Here is an 18,712-nt window from a genome sequence, read left to right as displayed (position 1 = left end):
GGACCCCCACGCATGCGCGCCACCGTGATCCATGCCCCCCACGACATCCGTGTGGAGGAGGTGCCCGACGCCACGGTCCAGCAGCCCACCGACGTGGTCCTGCGGGTCCTGCGGGCCTGCATCTGCGGCAGTGACCTGTGGGCCTACCGCGGCGAATCGGCCCGGCAGCCGGGCCAGCGCATCGGCCACGAATTCCTCGGCGTCGTCGAGGAGGCCGGCCCCGGCGTCAAGGGCTTCGCCGTCGGCGACCTCGTCGTCGCGCCCTTCGTCTGGTCCGACGGCACCTGCACGTACTGCGCCGAGGGGCTCACCACCTCCTGCCCCCAGGGCGGCTTCTGGGGTTCGGTCGGCTCCGACGGCGGTCAGGGCGAGGCCGTCCGGGTGCCGTTCGCCGACGGCACCCTGGTCAGGCTCCCGGCGGCGGCCGCGTCCGACGACCGGCTGCTCACCGCGCTCCTGGCCCTCTCCGACGTCCTGGGCACCGGCCACCACGCCGCGCTCGGCGCCGCCGTCAAGCCCGGAAGCACCGTCGCCGTCGTCGGTGACGGCGCGGTCGGCCTCTGCGGCGTCATGGCGGCCAAGCGGCTCGGCGCCGAACGGATCATCGCCCTGGGCCGGCACCAGGCCCGTACCGACATCGCCCGTGCCTTCGGCGCCACCGACGTCGTCGCCGAGCGCGGCGAGGCGGCGCTCGCGGCCGTCCGGGAGCTGACCCGGGGGGAGGGCGCCCACGGGGTGATCGAGGCGGTCGGCACCGAGCAGTCGATGCGCACGGCCATCGGCATCGTCCGCGACGGCGGCTCCATCGGTTACGTCGGCGTCCCGCACGGCAGCGGCACCGGCATCGACCTCGGCGACATGTTCGACCGGAACATCGCGCTGCGCGGCGGCGTCGCCCCCGTGCGTACGTACATCCCGGAGCTGCTCCCCGACGTGCTGGACGGCACGATCGACCCGTCGCCGGTCTTCGACCTGTCGGTCGGGCTCGACGGGGTGCCGGGCGGCTACAAGGCGATGGACGAGCGCACGGCGCTCAAGGTCCTGATCACGCCGTAGACGTACGACCCATGAGGAAGGGGCCGGGGACAGCGCGTCCCCGGCCCCTCCGTCATGCCTGGATGGTCACCTACCAGCGGACGGCGTCCAGCGCGTCCACGACACCGGCTCCGTAGAAGCCGTTGTACTGCTTGCCGCCCTGGCAGACCGCGTCGACGGTGCCGTCACCGTCGATGTCGTACGGCGCACCGCACGCGGTGGCGTCGGCCTGGAGGGTCAGCAGCGCCTTCACCACGGCCGCCGAGGCGTGCGGGTGGGTCGACTTGATCAGGGCCGCGACTCCCGCGACGTGCGGGGACGCCATCGACGTACCGGCCTTGTAGCCGAATCCGCCGCCGGGCAGCGTGGACAGGATCAGACCGTTGTCCGCCGGGGCGTCGGGGGCCTGGTAGCGCGTCGAGTCACCGCCGGGGGCGGCCACGTCGATGACCCCGAGACCGTAGTTCGAGTAGGACGACTTGAGGTTCTTCGCACCGGTCGCGGAGACCGTCACGACACCCGGGAGCATGGTCGGGATGTCGGGGCAGGCGCTCGGGTCGACCGTACGGGTGACCGTCGTCGAGTCGTTGGGGCTCGTGGTGTCCTCGATGGCGTCGAGGGCCAGGTCGTGGTCGGAGTTGCCGGCCGCGGCGACGTTGACGACGCCCTTGCCCTCCGCGTAGCGGGTGGCGCGGGTGACGGCCTCGACCAGGGCGCCCTGGTCGGGGTCGTTCTTGCAGTTGAACAGCCACGGGTCGGTGTAGTAGCTGCTGTTCGTCACGTCGACGCCGTGCTCGGCGGCCCAGACGAAGCCGCAGACGACGGCCTCGGTGTAGAAGTAGCCGGCCGGCGTGGACACCTTGATGCCGGAGACCTTCACGCCCGGCGCGACGCCCGTGACGCCGGTGCCGTTCTTCGCCGCGGCTATGGTGCCGGCGACGTGCGTGCCGTGGTCGCTCTCACCGGCCGCGGGCCGCCAGGCGCCGTCCGTGGTGTCCGGGGCGCCGGACACACAGTTCACCGAGGCCTTGCGGTCGAAGTTCGGGGCCAGGTCCGGGTGCGTGTCGTCCACACCGGTGTCGATGACGCCGACGGTGACCTTGCTGCTGCCGAGCGACTTCTTGTGCGCCTTGTCCGCCTTGATCGCGGGCAGGTCCCACTGCAGGGGCTCCAGCGGGTCCTGGCCCGCCACCGCGTCCTTCGACGCCGCCCGCGCCTCGGCGGCGGTGAGGGGCTGCTCGACCCCGATGTCCTTCGTCGCCTGCGGGAGGATCGGGCTGGTGCGCGTGGCGCCCGCCGACTGGACGCCCTTGGCCTTGCGGATCGTCTTCCCGAAGTCCGGGTTCTGCGAGTGGACGACGACGACGCCTATCTTGTCGTACGACGTCACGACGGTCCCGCCTGCCGCGGATATCGCCTTGCGTACCTGGGCGACGGTGCCGTGACCCGTCCGTGTGTTCACGACGTACGACAGCTTGGGGCCGTCCGCGGAGACCGCCGCCGCCGGCTCGTCCGCGGGTGCCGCGGCCGCGGTACCCGTCGGGAGGAAGCCGAGCGAGGCCGTGAGCGCGAGTCCGACGGGCAGCGTGAGTACGCGGGTCCGTCTGGATGCCAGATGAGCCATGGGTTCTCCACATCATCCGTGCCGGTGGGGCCGGACACCCGTGTGTCCGGTCCCGTACATGACCAGTGAAGTTATCGCTGATCTTCCCGGCGCATCAACGAATACGGGCAAGTGAGTTCGAGGTGTGACCTGTGGGAGTCGCGTCCACGGGAGCCGGCCGGAGAAGACCGAACCTGCGGTGAACCGCTTCGCCGCGCTCTCCGTGCCGTTGCACAGGGAGTCGTGCGTCGAGCCCCGCAACCCCCACAACGCAGAGGACTCCCCTTGAAATCCACCGTTCCCACCACCGCACCCGCGTCGCGAGGAGAATCCGTGGCCACCGAAGCACCGCCGCCGCCCCAGAGCCCTGAGGGCGGCAGTCCCGTCCAGCCCACGACCGAGGCGTTCCTCGAGGCGCAGAACAGCCCGGAATTCGCCGAACTGCGCCGATCCCACCGCTCCTTCGCGTTTCCGCTGACCGTCGGCTTCATCGCCTGGTACCTGCTGTACGTGCTGCTGTCCAGCTATGCCGACGACTTCATGAGCAAGATCGTCTTCGCGAACTTCAACGTGGCCTTCGTGTTCGGCCTCGCCCAGTTCGCCACCACCTTCCTCATCGCCTGGTTCTACTCGCGCCACGCCACGAACAAGCTCGACCCGCAGGCGGCGGCCATCAAGTCCCGTCTGGAGGCCGACGCATGAGCGCCGCGCACAGCTCGCACGCCGTGATCCAGCTCGCCGCGTCGACGTCGTCGACGAGCGAGCACCGGCCGCTGATCATCACCCTCTTCGCGGTCTTCGTCGCGGCCACCCTGGGCATCACCGTCTGGGCCGGCCGGCAGACCAAGAGCGCGTCCGACTTCTACGCGGGCGGGAGGCAGTTCACCGCCTTCCAGAACGGCCTCGCCGTCTCCGGCGACTACATGTCGGCGGCGTCCTTCCTCGGCATCGCCGGTGCCATCGCGCTCTTCGGCTACGACGGCTTCCTCTACTCCATCGGCTTCCTCGTCGCCTGGCTCGTCGCCCTGCTGCTGGTCGCCGAACCGCTCCGCAACTCGGGCCGCTACACCATGGGCGACGTCCTCGCCTACCGGATGCGGCAGCGGCCGGTGCGCACCGCCGCGGGCGTCTCCACCATCGTCGTGTCGATCTTCTACCTGCTGGCCCAGATGGCGGGCGCCGGCGTCCTCGTCGCCCTGCTGCTCGGCATCACCAGCGACGCGGGCAAGATCCTCATCGTGGCGCTGGTCGGCGTGCTCATGATCCTCTACGTCACCATCGGCGGCATGAAGGGCACCACCTGGGTGCAGATGGTCAAGGCCGTGCTGCTCATCGCGGGCGCCCTGCTGATGACCCTGATGGTGCTGTGGAAGTTCGACTTCAACGTCTCCGACCTGCTCGGCACCGCCGCGGAGAAGAGCGGCCACGGCTCCGCGTTCCTGGAGCCCGGCCTCAAGTACGGTGCCACCGACGTGTCGAAGCTGGACTTCATCTCGCTCGGCATCGCCCTCGTGCTGGGCACCGCCGGACTCCCGCACATCCTGATCCGCTTCTACACGGTCCCGACCGCCAAGGCCGCCCGTAAGTCCGTGAACTGGGCCATCGGCATCATCGGCGCCTTCTACCTGATGACGATCGCCCTCGGCTTCGGCGCCGCGGCGCTCATCGGGCCCGAGGAGATCAAGGCGAAGAACCCGGCGGGCAACGCGGCCGCACCCCAGCTCGCCGAGTACCTCGGCGGACTCGGCACCACCGGCGGCGCCGTCATGCTCGCCGTCATCTCCGCCGTCGCCTTCGCGACGATCCTCGCCGTCGTCGCGGGCCTCACCCTCGCCTCGTCGTCCTCCTTCGCGCACGACATCTACGCCAACGTCATCCGCAAGGGGAAGGCCACCGAGAAGGAGGAGATGAGCGCGGCCCGCTGGGCCACCGTCGCGATCGGCGTCGTCTCCATCGGCCTCGGCGCCATGGCCCGCGACCTGAACGTCGCGGGACTCGTGGCCCTGGCCTTCGCGGTCGCCGCGTCGGCCAACCTGCCGACCATCCTCTACAGCCTCTTCTGGAAGCGCTTCACCACCCAGGGCGCCCTCTGGTCCATCTACGGCGGTCTCGCCTCGTCCGTCCTCCTCGTGCTGTTCTCCCCGGTCGTCTCCGGGAAGGCGAGCTCCATGTTCCCGGACGTGGACTTCGCCTGGTTCCCGCTGGAGAACCCGGGCCTCATCTCCATCCCGCTGGGCTTCCTGCTCGGCTGGGTCGGCTCGGTCCTCTCCAAGGAGGAGCCGGACAAGGGCAAGTACGCCGAACTCGAGGTCAAGTCCCTCACCGGCACCGGAGCCCACTGACGGCCCCGCCCGCCGCGCCCGACGGGGCCCCGTCGTAGATCTCTACGACGGGGCCCCGTCGCACCTCGTGGCAACCGAGCCCCCTCCGATGTCAGGGGCCTCGCGTAGTCTCGGAAGTACCGGAACCGCAAACCGCCGACATCACCGGGGGAGGGGGCCCACAGTGCTCATCGACACCTACGGCCGGGTCGCCACCGACCTGCGTGTCTCGCTGACCGACAAGTGCAATCTCCGCTGCACCTACTGCATGCCCGAAGAGGGCCTGCAGTGGCTTTCCAAGACGGAGCTGCTCAGCGACGACGAGATCGTCCGGCTCATCGGGATCGCCGTCACCGAGCTCGGCATCACGGAGGTCCGCTTCACCGGAGGCGAGCCACTGCTGCGCCCCGGGCTGGTCTCCATCGTCGAGCGGTGCGCCGCCCTGGAGCCCCGCCCCAGGATGTCGCTCACCACCAACGGCATCGGACTCAAGCGCACCGCCGCCGCACTGAAGGCAGCCGGCCTCGACCGGGTCAACGTGTCCCTGGACACCCTGCGGCCCGACGTCTTCAAGACCCTCACCCGCCGCGACCGGCACAAGGACGTCCTGGAAGGGCTCCAGGCGGCACGCGAGGCGGGGCTCACCCCCGTCAAGGTCAACTCCGTCCTCATGCCCGGGCTCAACGAGGACGAGGCCCCCGACCTGCTCGCCTGGGCCGTGGACAACGCCTACGAGCTCCGCTTCATCGAGCAGATGCCGCTCGACGCGCAGCACGGCTGGAAGCGCGACGGCATGATCACCGCCGGGGACATCCTCACCTCGCTGCGCACCCGCTTCACCCTCACCGCGGAGGGCGACGACGAGCGCGGATCCGCCCCCGCCGAGCGCTGGACCGTGGACGGCGGCCCGCACCGCGTCGGCGTCATCGCCTCCGTGACCCGGCCCTTCTGCCAGGCCTGCGACCGCACCCGGCTCACCGCCGACGGACAGGTCCGCACCTGCCTCTTCGCCCGCGAGGAGACGGACCTGCGCGGCGCCCTGCGCTCCGACACGCCGGACGAGGAGATCGCCAGGATCTGGAAGCTCGCCATGTGGGGCAAGAAGGCCGGCTCCGGCCTCGACGACCCCACCTTCCTGCAGCCCGACCGCCCGATGTCAGCCATCGGCGGCTGATGTCAGCGACCGGTGGCTGATGTCAGCGGTCGGTGGCTGAGGCGTCCCACTCCGCGAGCGTGACGACGTCCTTGAGGAAGCCGCGCACATCGAGGAACGAGGAGAGGTGCTCCCGGTGCTCCTCGCAGGCCAGCCAGGTCTTGCGGCGCTCCGGGGTGTGCAGCTTCGGGTTGTTCCAGGCCAGCACCCAGACGGCGTCGGCGCGGCAGCCCTTGGCGGAGCAGACCGGCGCGCCGGCGGCGCTCTCGGCGGGAGTATCGGGGAAGTTCACGGCCTCAACCCTAAGCGCTCCAAGGCAACGCCTCCGCGGCGCATCCCCGCCGGAGAATGGCGACGCCGAGCAGCCACGGGGGGAGCTGCCCGGCGTCGGTCCGTCGCTCCGACGGGGGATGCGGAGCGCTCACGAAGTATGCCATGGGGTCCGGGGTCAGGTGCACCGGAACGTCATGATTGATCTGAGCTTTTCTTGAGCTTCGGGCGGGTGTTCCCGCTCAGCCCGCGGGGTGCGGATCGCCCGCGCGGCCGGCCGTGCCGGGCTCCGTGAAGGGTTCCGGACCGGGCTCCGCGGAGCTGGCCGGCGTGGCCGCGCCGAGAGCGGGCCGCACCGGTGCGGGCACGAACGTCGTAGGGAGCGAAGGGGCGTTCTCACGACCGGCGTTGGCGATGACCACCGCCACATAAGGGAGCAGAACGCCCAGGGCGAGCGCCACCACGGCCACATGCCGCTCCACGTTCCACAGGGTCGCGGCCAGCACCACGGAGACCGTGCGCACGGACATCGAGATGATGTAACGCCGCTGTCTGCCGCGCACATCGTCGGCGAGACCCTGCCGGGCCCCCGTGATCCGGAAGACCTCCGTGCCGCTCTGCTTCCGCATCGTGATTCCACCACCAGATCTCTGTGCCGGACTTCCCCGGACGGTGCGGCTCCTACGGTACGCCCGGCATCCGCCGCCCACGAGACCGGGGCGAGCCCGGTGCGGCGGCCCCTCGGGCGCTGACCCACGTACGGCCCTGTCCGGCATGCGGCGTACGTCCCGCGGGCCGAGACTGGGCCCACGTGCGCACTTCTGCGCCGCACGAGGAGGCGATATGAGCTGGTTGTGGGCAATCATCGTAGGTCTGGTGCTGGGTGTGATCGCCCGGGCGATCCTTCCGGGGAAGCAGAACATCCCCCTCTGGCTGACGGTGGTGTTCGGCATCCTCGGCAGCATCCTCGGCAACGCCGTGGCGACCTGGATCGGGGTCAACGACACCAAGGGGATCGACTGGATCCGCCATGTGCTGCAGCTGATCGGAGCCGTGGCCGTGGTCGGTGTCGGGGACATGCTCTGGCAGTCCATCAGGGGCAACCGGGCCAAGCGGGAGAGAACCTGACCCCCGGCGACGCAGCACGGCGGCCGGCCACGCGTCATGCGTGACCGGCCGCGGTGCTGTGCCTGCCGGTGTCAGCCGGCGACGACCTCGACGGCCGCCAGGTTCTTCTTGCCGCGGCGCAGGACCAGCCAGCGTCCGTGCAGCAACTCCTCCTGTGCCGGAGCGCCCTCGCCGTCGGTGACCTTCGCGTTGTTCACGTAGGCCCCGCCCTCCTTGACCGTGCGGCGGGCGGCCGACTTGCTGGCGGAGAGCCCGACCTCGACCAGGAGGTCCACCACCGGGCCCAGCTCGGTGACCCGGGCGTGCGGCACCTCGGACAGGGCGGCGCTCAGCGTCGCCTCGTCCAGCTCGCCGAGCTCACCCTGGCCGAACAGCGCCTTCGACGCCGCGATCACCGCGGCGCACTGCTCGCCGCCGTGCACCAGCGTCGTCAGCTCCTCCGCCAGCGACCGCTGGGCCGAACGCGCCTGCGGACGCTCCTCGGTGAGCTTCTCCAGCTCGTCGAGCTCCTCACGGCTCTTGAAGCTGAGGATGCGCATGTACGTCGAGATGTCCCGGTCGTCCACATTCAGCCAGAACTGGTAGAACGCGTACGGCGTCGTCATCTCCGGGTCGAGCCAGACGGCGCCGCTCTCGGACTTGCCGAACTTGGTGCCGTCGGCCTTCACCATCAGCGGGGTCGCCAGCGCGTGGACATGGGCGCCCGGCTCCAGGCGGTGGATCAGGTCGATCCCCGCCGTGAGGTTGCCCCACTGGTCGCTGCCGCCCTGCTGGAGGGTGCAGCCGTGGCGCCGGTACAGCTCCAGGAAGTCCATGCCCTGGAGGAGTTGGTAGCTGAACTCCGTGTAGCTGATGCCCTCCTGCGACTCCAGCCGGCGGGCCACCGAGTCCTTGGTGAGCATCTTGTTGACCCGGAAGTGCTTGCCGATGTCCCGGAGGAACTCGATCGCGGACAGGCCCGCGGTCCAGTCCAGGTTGTTCACCATGGTCGCGGCGTTCGGGCCCTCGAAGGTGAGGAAGGGCTCGATCTGCCCGCGCAGCCGCTGGACCCACGCGGCGATGGTCTCCGGGTCGTTCAGCGTGCGCTCCGCGGTGGGCCGCGGGTCACCGATCTGACCGGTCGCCCCGCCGACCAGGGCGAGCGGCTTCAGCCCCGCCATCTGGAGCCGGCGCATGGTGAGCACCTGCACCAGATGGCCGACGTGCAGGCTCGCCGCGGTCGGGTCGAAGCCGCAATAGAAGGTGACCGGGCCGTCCGCGAGAGCCTTGCGCAGTGCGTCCTCGTCGGTGGACTGGGCGAACAGCCCGCGCCACTTCAGCTCGTCGACGATGTCCGTCACGGTCGTTTTCTCCTTGCGGGGGTTCGATGGTCTGTCCGGTCAGTCTATGGGGGTCATACGCCCCGGCTGACCGAGCTCATGTGGAAGTCGGGGATGCGCAGGGCGGGCATCGCGGCCCGGGTGAAGTAGTCGCCCCACTCGCGCGGCAGCGTCTTCTCCGTACGGCCCGCCTCCGATGCCCGGGACAGCAGCCCGACCGGCGACTCGTTGAACCGGAAGTTGTTCACCTCGCCGAGGACCTCGCCGTCCTCCACCAGATAGACCCCGTCCCGGGTCAGGCCCGTCAGCAGCAGGGTGGCCGGGTCCACCTCCCGGATGTACCAGAGGCAGGTCAGCAGCAGGGCCCGGCCCGTCGTCGCGGCGACCATCTCCTCCAGCGACCGCTCGCCGCCGCCGTCCAGGACCAGGTTGTCCATCGAGGGCGCCACCGGCAGACCCGTCAGCCCCGCGGAGTGCCGGGTCGTGGTCAGCCGCTCCAGCCTGCCGTCCTTGATCCAGTCCGTCGGGGCCAGCGGCAGCCCGTTGTCGAAGACCGACGAACCGTCCCCCGAGGAGTGCGCGATCACGAACGGGGCCGACTCCAGCCCCGGCGCGTGCGGATCGCTGCGCAGGGTCAGCGGCAGCTCCGAGAGCGTCTCGCCGATCCTCGTACCGCCACCCGGCCGGGAGAAGACCGTCCGGCCCTCCGCGGCGTCCCGGGCGCCCGCCGACCAGTACTGGTAGATCAGCAGGTCGGCCACCGCGGTCGGCGGCAGCAGCGTCTCGTAGCGCCCGGCCGGCAGCTCGATCCTGCGCTCCGCCCAGCCGAGGCGCTGCGCCAGCTCCGCGTCCAGGGCCCCCGGGTCGACGTCCTTGAAGTCCCGGGTGGCCCGGCCCGCCCAGGCGGAACGGGTCCGGTCGGGGGACTTGGCGTTCAGCTCCAGCGTCCCGTTCGGCTGGTCGTGGCGCAGCCGCAGCCCCGTCGACGTACCCAGGTACGTCGAACTCAGCTGGTGGTGGGCGAAGCCGTACAGCTCACGGCCGCCCGAGCGGGCCCGGGCGAAGGCGTCGCCGAGGGCCGGGGCGAAGTCGGCGAAGACGTCGGAGCCGGTCTCGGCCGGCGGCTCCGTGAAGTCGGCGGCGGCCGGTACCCCGGTGACCAGCGGCTGCGCGTCCTCGGCCGGGCCCGCGCCCCGCGCGGCGGCCTCGGCGGCCCGCACCAGCGGTTCCAGGTCGCCGGCGGTGACGGCCGAGCGGGACACCACCCCAGAGGCCGTGCCCTCGGCGCCGTCCACGGTCGCGATCACGGTCAGGGTCCGCCCCCGCGTCACCCCGTTCGTGGTGAGCGCGTTGCCGGCCCAGCGCAGGTTGGCGGAGGAGCTCTCGTCCGCGATGACCACGCAGCCGTCGGCGGTGGACAGCTCCAGGGCGCGCTCGACGATCTCGTACGGCTTGCTGACGCGGCTCATCGTCCGGCCTCCTGCGTCGTGTTGAGGATGTTCACGCCTCGGAAGAGGGCGGAGGGGCAGCCGTGCGAGACGGCCGCGACCTGGCCCGGCTGGGCCTTGCCGCAGTTGAACGCGCCGCCCAGCACATACGTCTGCGGGCCGCCGACCTTCTCCATCGAGCCCCAGAAGTCCGTCGTCGTCGCCTGGTACGCCACGTCCCGCAGCTGGCCCGCCAGCCTGCCGTTCTCGATCCTGAAGAACCGCTGCCCGGTGAACTGGAAGTTGTAGCGCTGCATGTCGATCGACCAGGACCGGTCGCCGACCACGTAGATCCCGCGCTCCACCCCGCCGATCAGGTCCTCCGTGGAGAGCCCGCCCGGATCCGGCCGCAGCGACACGTTCGCCATGCGCTGCACGGGGACGTGCTCCGGCGAGTCGGCGTACGCGCATCCGTTGGACCGGCCCAGGCCCGTGAGCTTCGCGATCCGCCGGTCCGTCTGGTAGCCGACCAGCGTGCCGTCCTTCACCAGGTCCCAGGACTGGGCCTCGACGCCCTCGTCGTCGTACCCGATCGTCGCGAGCCCGTGCTCGGCGGTGCGGTCACCGGTCACGTTCATCACGGGGGAGCCGTACGCCAGCTTCCCCAGCTGGTCGAAGGTCGCGAACGACGTCCCCGCGTACGCCGCCTCGTAGCCCAGCGCCCGGTCCAGCTCGGTGGCGTGGCCGATCGACTCGTGGATGGTCAGCCAGAGGTTGGACGGGTCGACCACCAGGTCGTACGTCCCCGCCTCGACGCTCGGCGCCCGCATCTTCTCGGCCAGCAGCCCCGGGATGCGCTCCAGTTCGGCGTCCCAGTCCCAGCCGGTGCCCGTGAGGTACTCCCAGCCCCGGCCCACCGGCGGGGCGATCGTCCGCATCGAGTCGAACTCACCGGTCACCGAGTCCACCGCCACCGCGGTCACCTGCGGATGCACCCGCACCCGCTGCTGGGTGGTGACGGTGCCGGCGGTGTCCGCGTAGAACTTGTTCTCGTGGACGGTCATCAGCGAGGCGTCCACATGCGCCACCCCGTCGGCCGCCAGCAGCCGCGCACTCCACTCCGCGAGCAGCCCGGCCTTCTCCTCGTCCGGTACGGAGAACGGGTCGACGTCGTACGCCGACACCCAGGTCCGCTCCCCGTGCACCGGCTCGTCCGCCAGCTCGACGCGCTCGTCGGAACCGGCCGCCGCGATGACCTTCGCGGACAGCTTGGCCATGGCGACGGCCTGCGAGGCGACCTTGGCCGCCGCGTCCATCGTCAGGTCCACCCCGGACGCGAACCCCCAGGCCCCGCCGTGCACCACCCGGACCGCGTACCCGGTGTCGGTGGTGTCCGACGTCCCGGACGGCCGGGCGTCCCGCAGCCGCCAGGAGGCGCCGCGCACCCGCTCGAACCGGAAGTCCGCGTGTACGGCGCCGAGCGCACGTGCGCGGGCGAGAGCCGCGTCGGCGAGGGCACGCAGCGGCAGGGCCAGGAACGACTGATCTACCTCGTGGGCCACGCGGGCCTCCCCTTCTCCACCTCTGAAAACGTCTCCGCAGTGAATCATGGGGGTTCGCGGCGTCCCCGCGCCCCGGTTTTACGTTGCCGTGTCCCGGCCGGACCGATCGGGACCGTTCTGTAGGGATCCAACAGTCCCCGCCCGACGGCGCTGTCAGAGGCCGATTCCTTGGTCGAGGCCTGGTAACGATAGGTTTTCGATGTACCAGACCGCCAAGGAAAGGCTGATCCGTTGAGCCGCTCGGTTCTCGTCACCGGAGGAAACCGGGGCATCGGCCTCGCCATCGCCCGCGCCTTCGCCGACAACGGCGACAAGGTCGCCGTCACCTACCGCTCGGGGGAGCCGCCGCAGGCGCTCACCGAGGCGGGCGTCCTCGCGGTCCGGTGCGACATCACCGACACCGAGCAGGTGGAGCAGGCCTACAAGGAGATCGAGGAGAAGCACGGTCCCGTGGAGGTGCTGGTCGCCAACGCCGGTATCACCAAGGACCAGTTGCTGATGCGGATGACCGAGGACGACTTCACGTCCGTGGTCGACACCAACCTCACCGGCACCTTCCGCGTCGTCAAGCGCGCCAACCGCGCGATGCTGCGCGCCAAGAAGGGCCGCGTCGTCCTGATCTCCTCCGTCGTCGGCCTCCTCGGCTCGGCCGGACAGGCCAACTACGCCGCGTCCAAGGCGGGCCTGGTCGGCTTCGCCCGGTCGCTGGCCCGTGAGCTGGGCTCGCGGAACATCACGTTCAACGTCGTCGCACCCGGGTTCGTCGACACCGACATGACCCAGGTGCTCACCGACGAGCAGCGCAAGGGCATCGTGTCGCAGGTGCCGCTCGGCCGCTACGCGCAGCCCGCCGAGATCGCCGCCGCGGTGCGCTTCCTCGCGTCCGACGACGCGTCGTACATCACTGGAGCCGTCATTCCCGTTGACGGCGGATTGGGCATGGGTCACTGATCACCATGAGCGGAATTCTCGACGGCAAGCGCATCCTCATCACGGGTGTGCTGATGGAGTCGTCCATCGCTTTCCACGCAGCCAAGGTGGCCCAGGAGCAGGGCGCCGAGGTCATCCTGACGGCCTTTCCCCGGCCGACGCTGACCGAGCGGATCGCCAAGAAGCTCCCCAAGCCCGTCAAGGTCCTGGAGCTCGACGTCACCAACGCCGAGCACCTGGAGCGCCTGGCCGGCCTGGTCAAGGACGAGCTCGGTTCGCTGGACGGCGTCGTGCACTCCATCGGCTTCGCGCCGCAGGACGCGCTCGGCGGCAACTTCCTGAACACCCCGTTCGAGTCGGTCGCCACCGCGATGCACGTCTCGGCGTTCTCGCTGAAGTCGCTCGCCATGGCCTGCAAGCCCCTGATGAACGACGGCGGCTCGATCGTCGGCCTCACCTTCGACGCGCAGTTCGCCTGGCCGCAGTACGACTGGATGGGCCCGGCCAAGGCCGCGCTGGAGGCCACCTCCCGCTACCTCGCCCGCGACCTGGGCAAGGACAGCATCCGCTGCAACCTGATCTCGGCCGGACCGCTCGGCTCCATGGCCGCCAAGTCCATCCCGGGCTTCGGCGAGCTCGCGGACGTCTGGAACCACCGCTCCCCGCTGGAGTGGGACATGACCGACCCCGAGCCGGCCGGCCGCGGCGTCGTGGCACTGCTCTCGGACTTCTTCCCGAAGACGACGGGCGAGATCATCCACGTCGATGGTGGCGTGCACATGATGGGTGCCTGACCCGCCCACGGCTCACCGACGGCCGCGTACCCCCGGCGAGGGGTACGCGGCCGTCGCGCGTGTCCGGCGGCTCTCCCGGCGCTCGAGTCGAAAAGATGGCCGTCCCACCGCAGAATGTGGTGGAACCGGACTTTTGGTCAGGCTGTGGGGAGGAGATCGCTGTGCGCTCCACACGTCGCCGAACCTGGGCCCTGCTCGCAGCGGCGGCCGTCGTCGCCGGGCTGCTGGCCCCTGTGGCCGTGAGCGCGGCCAACCGGGCCGGGGGCGGGGCGGCAGCACCCCTCGCCCCGGAACCGGAGCCCTCGGGCGCCGAATGCCGTATGTCGGTCGAGGGCTCCCGGGTGGTCGCCTACTGCCACAACCCGTACCCCAGCACCGATCTCGTCCAGCTCCACACCGAGTGCACCCGCTGGTGGGACGTCGACGCCGACGGCGGCGCGGTCGCGGTCCAGCCGGGCCGGACCGTCAAGCTCGAGGACCGCTGCTGGAAAGAAGTCGGCTCGGCCTGGGTCAGTCACTCGGTGTCCTAGCCGTATCGATCCGCGGTGAGGGACCTCAGACCCGCTCCCGCAGACAGTCCAGGGCGTGCGCCGCCGCCTCGGCGGCAGCCGTCTCCGCGTCGCCCGCACGGATCGCCTCGACGAGCCGCGCATGGTCCATGAGCGCCTGCGGGCCGAGCTTCGAGCCCACGTCGTCGCGCAGGTAGTCGCGGAGCAGGTCGTTCAGGTCGGCGTAGAGCTCGGTCAGCACGTCGTTGTGCGAGGCGGCGACCACGGCGAGGTGCAGGGTCGCGTCGGCCGCCACGAAGGCCTCCGCGTCCCCGGACGCCCAGGTCTCCTCGCGCCGCGCCATCAGGGTGTCCAGCTGCCGCAGATCCTTGTCCGTACGCCGCAGGGCGGCGAGGCGGGCCGCCGAGGACTCCAGCGTGGAGCGCAGCTCGGCGACGTGCCGGGGGTCGGCGTCAGCGAACCGGCGGTGCATGACCCCGGCCAGCTCGCTGGTGGCCACCACATACGTGCCGGAGCCCTGGCGGATGTCCAGCAGCCCGTTGTGCGCCAGGGCGCGCACCGCCTCGCGCACCGTGTTGCGCGCCACCCCCAGCTGCTCGACCAGCTCGGGCTCGGTCGGGATCCGCGAGCCCACGGGCCACTCGCCCGAGGTGATCTGGTTCCTCAGCTGGGCAATCACCTGGTCGGCGAGAGCCGAACGCCGCGTGGACGTCAGCGCCATGGTGCTCCTTGCTCGTGTTCCGGAAGGGGTCGTCCGGGAGGTGCGGGCCCGTCGGATCGTCCCCGATCATCCCAGGGGGAGAACGGGAGTGGACAGTCAATCATCCCATGATTCTATGATGGGTCCCATGCGTCACGACGAGACCCCGACCCTGAGCCCTCCCGGCACCCCCGGCACCCACGCGCCCGGAAGCCCCGCGCCCGGCCCCTCGCCCTGGATGCTGCGGATCGTCACCGTCGGCCTGGTCCTCGCTGCGCTCAACCTCCGGCCCGCCATCACCAGCCTCGGCCCGCTCCTCGAAGAGGTCCGGGACACCCTGCACATGAGCGGCAGCGTCGCCGGCGTCCTCACCTCGGTGCCGCCGCTCTGCTTCGCGGTCTTCGGCTTCATGGCGCCACGGCTGGCCCGCAGGTTCGGCGCCGGCGCCGTCGTCTGCGTGGGCATGGCGGCCATCGCCGCAGGCCTGCTGCTCCGGCCCTTCGTGGGCGGCACCGCAGGCTTCCTCGCCGCCAGCGCCCTCGCCCTGATGGGCATCGCGGTCAGCAACGTCCTGATGCCCGTCATCGTCAAGCGCTGGTTCCCCGACCGGGTCGGCACCATGACCGGCCTCTACTCGATGGCCCTGGCGCTGGGCACCGCCCTCGCCGCCGCTCTCACCGTGCCCCTCACGGACGCGCTGGGCGGCAGCTGGAAGACCGGCCTGGCCGTCTGGGCGGCGCTCGCGGTGGTCGCGATCCTGCCCTGGCTCCCGCTCGTACGGGACCGGGGCCCCGCCTCGGACCGGCCCGCCGGGCAGGCGCCGAAGCCTGCCCCCGCGCTGCGGATCACCCGCAGCCGTACGTCCTGGGCGCTCGCCTGCTTCTTCGGCCTCCAGGCCACGGCCGCGTACATCACGATGGGCTGGATGCCGCAGATCTTCCGTGACGCGGGCATCCCGGCGGGCACCGCGGGCGTCCTGCTCGCCGTGACCATGGCCATGGGCGTGCCCCTCGCCTTCGTCATCCCCCGGGTCGCCTCCCGGCTGCGGACCCAGGGCCCGATCGTCCTCGTCCTCAGCGGCTGCGGGCTCGCCGGCTACGCGGGCCTCTACCTGGCCCCGGCCGGCGGCGCCTGGCTCTGGGCCCTGCTGCTGGGCATCGCCAACTGCGCCTTCCCGCTCGCCCTCACCATGATCGGGATGCGTTCACGGAGCGGCGCGGGCGTCGTCAGGCTCTCCGCCTTCGCGCAGTCCACCGGCTATCTGCTCTCGATCCCCGGCCCCCTGCTCGTCGGCGTGCTCTACCAGCACAGCGGCGGCTGGGGCCTGCCGCTCGCCCTCATGGCGGCCCTCCTGGTGCCCCAGACCGTCGCGGGGATGCTCGCGGGGCGGGACCGGACGATCGAGGACGAATGCTGAGATGCGAGACTGTGCGCATGCCAGTGCTCGATCCGAATCCCCAGAACGGCCAGAAGAAGCTTCTCCTCGTCTTCGGGGCGATGCTTCTCATCTCCGTGATCATCGGCGTGATCGCCACGATCGCCTCTCCCTGACCCCCCGGGGGTGGGGCTGGCCCCCCGTCCCCTAGGGGGCCAGGTTCAGGGTCGAGTGGGTGGGTCACCGGATGGGCCCGCCGCCGGCCGGCCCGTAGGTTCTGGGTGACACAGCCGAGGACCCACGGAGGCGGACATGCCGGCCCGTACACACATCCGGACCCACCGCCCGGCCACGGACACCGTGGAGGTCCGGCTGCCGTGGTGGGCCGTCGCGCTGCCCGCCGTCGCCTTCGCCGCGCTCCTCCTGCTGATCGTGGAACCCGGCACGGCGCACGCCGCCGAGGCCGACCCCGCCGTGGGGCGGCTGCTGGGGCACATCCTGGGACTGCTGCCCGCCTGACCGGCCCCGTACACCCTCCGCCGCCCGTCCTTCACCTCGCACGGGCGAGCACGTCAACACCCTGCGCCCGGCGGCACAATTCGTGCGAAGCTGAGGTGTATGAGCGCCGATACACCTCGCAGGATCGTCCTTCTCAGGCATGCAAAGGCGGAATGGTCGCAGGAGTCCGACCATGAGCGGCCACTGGCGGAACGGGGCAGGAAGGACGCCCCCGTCGCCGGCCGCAAGCTGGCCGATTCAGGCACCGTCTTCGACCTGGCTCTGTGCTCGACCGCCACCAGGACCCGGGAGACCTGGAAGCTGGCGGTCCACGAGTTCGCACAGCGCCCCAGGACCGTGTACGAGGAGAGGCTGTACGAGGCCTCCCTCGGCGAACTGATCGCGCTGTTCAACGAGACCCCGGACGACGTGCGGAACCTCCTGGTCATCGGCCACAACCCCGGTATGCACGGTGCCGCGGACGCGCTCTCCGGCGGGGCCGAGGGCGACGCCCTCGCCCGCATGACCAAGGACGGCTTCCCGACGGCCGCCTACGCCGTCGTCGAGTTCCCCGGCTCCTGGAAGAGCCTGGAACACGGCGCGGGCAAGCTCGTCGAGTACTGGACGCCGAACGACTGAGCACGACGGACGAAGGGGCGCCGGCAGCTGTGTGCCGGCGCCCCTTCGCGTCGTACGCCGTGCATTGCTCCGTACGGAAGCCCGGTCGGTCAGTCCACCACGACGCCGTCGGCGGTCTCGACCTCTTCACGGGTGATCCCGAGCAGATACAGCACGGTGTCCAGGAACGGGACGTTCACCGCCGTGTGGGCGGCCTGCCGGACGACCGGCTTGGCGTTGAAGGCGACACCCAGACCCGCCGTGTTCAGCATGTCCAGATCGTTCGCACCGTCGCCGATCGCCACGGTCTGCGCCAGCGGCACCCCCGCCTGCTCCGCGAAGCTCCGCAGCAGCCGGGCCTTGCCCGCCCGGTCCACGATGTCGCCCACCACCCGGCCGGTGAGCTTGCCGTCGACGACCTCCAGCGTGTTGGCGGAGGCGAAGTCGAGCCCGAGGCGCTCCTTGAGGTCGTCCGTGACCTGGGTGAACCCTCCCGAGACGACCCCCACTTGGTACCCGAGCCGCTTCAGCGTCCGGATGAGGGTGCGGGCGCCGGGGGTCAGCCGGACCTCGGAGCGCACCTTGTCCACCACCGACACGTCGAGCCCGGCCAGCAGCCGCACGCGTGCGTGCAGGGACTGCTCGAAGTCGAGCTCGCCGCGCATCGCCTGCTCGGTCACCGCGGCGACCTCGTCCTCACAGCCGGCATGGGCGGCGAAGAGCTCGATGACCTCGTCCTGGATGAGCGTCGAGTCCACGTCCATGACGACCAGCCGCTGCGCCCGGCGGCTCAGCCCGGCCGACATGACGGCGATGTCGACGCCGATGTCGGCGGACTCCGTCGCCAGCGCGGTCCGCAGCTCCTCGGTCGCGGTGCCGGACACCGCGAACTCGACCGCGGTGACGGGGTACTTCGCCAGACGGAAGATCCGGTCGATGTTGCCGCCGGTGGAGGTGATCCTGGCCGCTATGGCCGCCGTGGACTCCGCGGTCAGCGGGTGCCCCAGGACGGTCACATGGGAACGGCCGTAGCCGCGGGGGCGGTTGTCACCCGTACCCGAGATGATCTCGGCCTGCAGCTTCAGCGACTCCGCCCAGCTGTGCACCGTCGCCCGGAGGTCGCCCTCCGTCGTGCCGCCGGGTTCCGGGGAGGTCACCAGGGCGCACAGCACGATGCGGCCACGGGTGACGACCTGCTCGATGTCGACGACGTCGACGGCGTAGGCCGCCAGGGTGTCGAAAAGCCCGGCGGTGATGCCAGGCCGGTCCTTCCCGAAGATCTTGACGAGAAGGGTGGGGGCGTCCGTGCCCCGAGGGGACTCCGGGGGCTCAGGGGACCGGGGAGACCGAGGTGGCTGAGATGCGCTCATGGTGGTCCCACCGTATAGGGCCCCGGGGCGAGCTCCGAAGCCGTCCCGAGTGGCGGACAGCCGCCGGCCGCACCTCGAAGGGGCCGCCGGCGTCACCCCG

Annotated in this window: 20 protein-coding genes; 12 read left to right on the top strand and 8 right to left on the bottom strand. The window is 71.0% G+C overall.

The genetic code is table 11. The features are described from left to right. Window positions 1–12 precede the first annotated feature (12 nt). A complete protein-coding gene (locus tag JKV81_RS22915; protein ID WP_202077528.1) occupies window positions 13–1,056 on the top strand; it encodes a zinc-dependent alcohol dehydrogenase family protein in 1,044 nt (347 codons plus the stop codon). 70 nt (window positions 1,057–1,126) lie between these two features. Here the strand turns inward: JKV81_RS22915 and JKV81_RS22910 are convergent, their stop codons facing one another. Then, complete coding sequence (locus JKV81_RS22910) at window positions 1,127–2,659, bottom strand: S8 family peptidase (protein ID WP_124277140.1); 1,533 nt, start codon at window positions 2,657–2,659, stop codon at window positions 1,127–1,129. Between the two features lie 312 nt (window positions 2,660–2,971). Between JKV81_RS22910 and JKV81_RS22905 the strand changes: the two genes are divergently transcribed. The 3 genes from JKV81_RS22905 to moaA all read left to right on the top strand — a co-directional run bounded on the left by JKV81_RS22905 (window position 2,972) and on the right by moaA (window position 6,133). Then, window positions 2,972–3,340 (top strand): DUF485 domain-containing protein, encoded by a 369-nt coding sequence (locus tag JKV81_RS22905; RefSeq protein WP_129261842.1) that lies wholly within the window; start codon window positions 2,972–2,974, stop codon window positions 3,338–3,340. Next, window positions 3,337–4,980, top strand: a complete 1,644-nt coding sequence (locus JKV81_RS22900; protein ID WP_124277142.1) for a monocarboxylic acid transporter — start codon at window positions 3,337–3,339, stop codon at window positions 4,978–4,980. The genes JKV81_RS22905 and JKV81_RS22900 overlap by 4 nt, the downstream gene beginning before the upstream one ends. Window positions 4,981–5,143: 163 nt before the next feature. Next, entirely contained in the window at window positions 5,144–6,133 is a 990-nt protein-coding gene (gene moaA / locus JKV81_RS22895) for a GTP 3',8-cyclase MoaA (protein WP_307820592.1), read from the top strand. 22 nt (window positions 6,134–6,155) lie between these two features. Here moaA and JKV81_RS22890 read toward each other — a convergent pair whose 3' ends face one another. Together JKV81_RS22890 and JKV81_RS22885 are read right to left on the bottom strand one after the other, a co-directional pair. Continuing rightward, window positions 6,156–6,404 carry a hypothetical protein gene (locus JKV81_RS22890; protein WP_129261836.1) on the bottom strand — a complete coding sequence of 83 codons (249 nt, stop codon included), beginning with the start codon at window positions 6,402–6,404 and terminating at the stop codon, window positions 6,156–6,158. Window positions 6,405–6,624: 220 nt separating this feature from the next. Next, window positions 6,625–7,011, bottom strand: coding sequence for a DUF3099 domain-containing protein (locus JKV81_RS22885; RefSeq protein ID WP_202077524.1), 387 nt, complete (start codon window positions 7,009–7,011; stop codon window positions 6,625–6,627). A gap of 214 nt (window positions 7,012–7,225) precedes the next feature. On the opposite strand from JKV81_RS22885, the gene JKV81_RS22880 reads away from it, so the two are divergent. Beyond that, entirely contained in the window at window positions 7,226–7,510 is a 285-nt protein-coding gene (locus JKV81_RS22880) for a GlsB/YeaQ/YmgE family stress response membrane protein (RefSeq protein ID WP_099176000.1), read from the top strand. Between the two features lie 71 nt (window positions 7,511–7,581). On the opposite strand, the gene tyrS is transcribed toward JKV81_RS22880, so the two are convergent. Genes tyrS through JKV81_RS22865 form a run of 3 tightly spaced genes read right to left on the bottom strand, consistent with a single transcriptional unit; the run spans window position 7,582 to window position 11,818 of the window. Then, window positions 7,582–8,850: a tyrosine--tRNA ligase gene (tyrS, locus tag JKV81_RS22875; RefSeq protein ID WP_202077522.1), complete on the bottom strand. Its 1,269-nt coding sequence runs from the start codon at window positions 8,848–8,850 to the stop codon at window positions 7,582–7,584. A gap of 53 nt (window positions 8,851–8,903) precedes the next feature. Further along, window positions 8,904–10,298, bottom strand: coding sequence for a metallopeptidase TldD-related protein (locus JKV81_RS22870; RefSeq protein WP_129261829.1), 1,395 nt, complete (start codon window positions 10,296–10,298; stop codon window positions 8,904–8,906). Continuing rightward, window positions 10,295–11,818, bottom strand: a complete 1,524-nt coding sequence (locus JKV81_RS22865; protein WP_129261827.1) for a TldD/PmbA family protein — start codon at window positions 11,816–11,818, stop codon at window positions 10,295–10,297. The genes JKV81_RS22870 and JKV81_RS22865 overlap by 4 nt, the downstream gene beginning before the upstream one ends. 231 nt (window positions 11,819–12,049) lie before the next feature. Between JKV81_RS22865 and fabG the strand changes: the two genes are divergently transcribed. The 3 genes from fabG to JKV81_RS22850 all read left to right on the top strand — a co-directional run bounded on the left by fabG (window position 12,050) and on the right by JKV81_RS22850 (window position 14,072). Beyond that, window positions 12,050–12,769, top strand: coding sequence for a 3-oxoacyl-[acyl-carrier-protein] reductase (fabG, locus tag JKV81_RS22860; RefSeq protein WP_099175996.1), 720 nt, complete (start codon window positions 12,050–12,052; stop codon window positions 12,767–12,769). A 5-nt stretch (window positions 12,770–12,774) separates the two neighbouring features. Further along, window positions 12,775–13,542 carry an enoyl-ACP reductase FabI gene (gene fabI, locus JKV81_RS22855; RefSeq protein WP_124277147.1) on the top strand — a complete coding sequence of 256 codons (768 nt, stop codon included), beginning with the start codon at window positions 12,775–12,777 and terminating at the stop codon, window positions 13,540–13,542. A gap of 161 nt (window positions 13,543–13,703) precedes the next feature. Beyond that, window positions 13,704–14,072, top strand: coding sequence for a hypothetical protein (locus tag JKV81_RS22850; RefSeq protein WP_124277148.1), 369 nt, complete (start codon window positions 13,704–13,706; stop codon window positions 14,070–14,072). Between the two features lie 25 nt (window positions 14,073–14,097). On the opposite strand, the gene JKV81_RS22845 is transcribed toward JKV81_RS22850, so the two are convergent. Then, a complete protein-coding gene (locus JKV81_RS22845; RefSeq protein ID WP_099175993.1) occupies window positions 14,098–14,772 on the bottom strand; it encodes a FadR/GntR family transcriptional regulator in 675 nt (224 codons plus the stop codon). 118 nt (window positions 14,773–14,890) lie between these two features. Between JKV81_RS22845 and JKV81_RS22840 the strand changes: the two genes are divergently transcribed. The 4 genes from JKV81_RS22840 (at window position 14,891) to JKV81_RS22830 (ending at window position 17,263) form a co-directional block, all read left to right on the top strand. After that, a complete protein-coding gene (locus JKV81_RS22840) occupies window positions 14,891–16,168 on the top strand; it encodes a CynX/NimT family MFS transporter (protein WP_372444245.1) in 1,278 nt (425 codons plus the stop codon). A gap of 17 nt (window positions 16,169–16,185) precedes the next feature. Next, entirely contained in the window at window positions 16,186–16,302 is a 117-nt protein-coding gene (locus JKV81_RS36575; RefSeq protein ID WP_099175991.1) for an SGM_5486 family transporter-associated protein, read from the top strand. A gap of 136 nt (window positions 16,303–16,438) precedes the next feature. Next, window positions 16,439–16,645 carry a hypothetical protein gene (locus JKV81_RS22835; protein ID WP_129261823.1) on the top strand — a complete coding sequence of 69 codons (207 nt, stop codon included), beginning with the start codon at window positions 16,439–16,441 and terminating at the stop codon, window positions 16,643–16,645. Window positions 16,646–16,744: 99 nt separating this feature from the next. After that, window positions 16,745–17,263 (top strand): SixA phosphatase family protein, encoded by a 519-nt coding sequence (locus tag JKV81_RS22830; protein WP_129261821.1) that lies wholly within the window; start codon window positions 16,745–16,747, stop codon window positions 17,261–17,263. Window positions 17,264–17,352: 89 nt separating this feature from the next. On the opposite strand, the gene serB is transcribed toward JKV81_RS22830, so the two are convergent. Further along, a complete protein-coding gene (gene serB / locus JKV81_RS22825; protein WP_129261819.1) occupies window positions 17,353–18,612 on the bottom strand; it encodes a phosphoserine phosphatase SerB in 1,260 nt (419 codons plus the stop codon). Window positions 18,613–18,712 lie beyond the last annotated feature (100 nt).

This window comes from Streptomyces silvae (genome assembly GCF_016745505.1).
GTDB lineage: Bacteria > Actinomycetota > Actinomycetes > Streptomycetales > Streptomycetaceae > Streptomyces > Streptomyces silvae.
The sequence above is the reverse complement of the archived record's forward strand: the minus strand, read 5'-3'. Positions and strand labels throughout refer to the sequence as shown.

Excerpts from the sequence above, each read along its gene's own strand:
- JKV81_RS22915 (WP_202077528.1), top strand. The coding sequence starts at position 13 with ATGCGCGCCACCGTGATCCATGCCCCCCACGACATCCGTGTGGAGGAG.
- JKV81_RS22910 (WP_124277140.1), bottom strand. The coding sequence starts at position 2,659 with ATGGCTCATCTGGCATCCAGACGGACCCGCGTACTCACGCTGCCCGTC.
- JKV81_RS22900 (WP_124277142.1), top strand. The coding sequence starts at position 3,337 with ATGAGCGCCGCGCACAGCTCGCACGCCGTGATCCAGCTCGCCGCGTCG.
- JKV81_RS22885 (WP_202077524.1), bottom strand. The coding sequence starts at position 7,011 with ATGCGGAAGCAGAGCGGCACGGAGGTCTTCCGGATCACGGGGGCCCGG.
- JKV81_RS22880 (WP_099176000.1), top strand. The coding sequence starts at position 7,226 with ATGAGCTGGTTGTGGGCAATCATCGTAGGTCTGGTGCTGGGTGTGATC.
- JKV81_RS22870 (WP_129261829.1), bottom strand. The coding sequence starts at position 10,298 with ATGAGCCGCGTCAGCAAGCCGTACGAGATCGTCGAGCGCGCCCTGGAG.
- fabI (WP_124277147.1), top strand. The coding sequence starts at position 12,775 with ATGAGCGGAATTCTCGACGGCAAGCGCATCCTCATCACGGGTGTGCTG.
- JKV81_RS22845 (WP_099175993.1), bottom strand. The coding sequence starts at position 14,772 with ATGGCGCTGACGTCCACGCGGCGTTCGGCTCTCGCCGACCAGGTGATT.
- JKV81_RS22840 (WP_372444245.1), top strand. The coding sequence starts at position 14,891 with ATGGGTCCCATGCGTCACGACGAGACCCCGACCCTGAGCCCTCCCGGC.
- JKV81_RS36575 (WP_099175991.1), top strand. The coding sequence starts at position 16,186 with ATGCCAGTGCTCGATCCGAATCCCCAGAACGGCCAGAAGAAGCTTCTC.
- JKV81_RS22835 (WP_129261823.1), top strand. The coding sequence starts at position 16,439 with ATGCCGGCCCGTACACACATCCGGACCCACCGCCCGGCCACGGACACC.
- JKV81_RS22830 (WP_129261821.1), top strand. The coding sequence starts at position 16,745 with ATGAGCGCCGATACACCTCGCAGGATCGTCCTTCTCAGGCATGCAAAG.
- serB (WP_129261819.1), bottom strand. The coding sequence starts at position 18,612 with ATGAGCGCATCTCAGCCACCTCGGTCTCCCCGGTCCCCTGAGCCCCCG.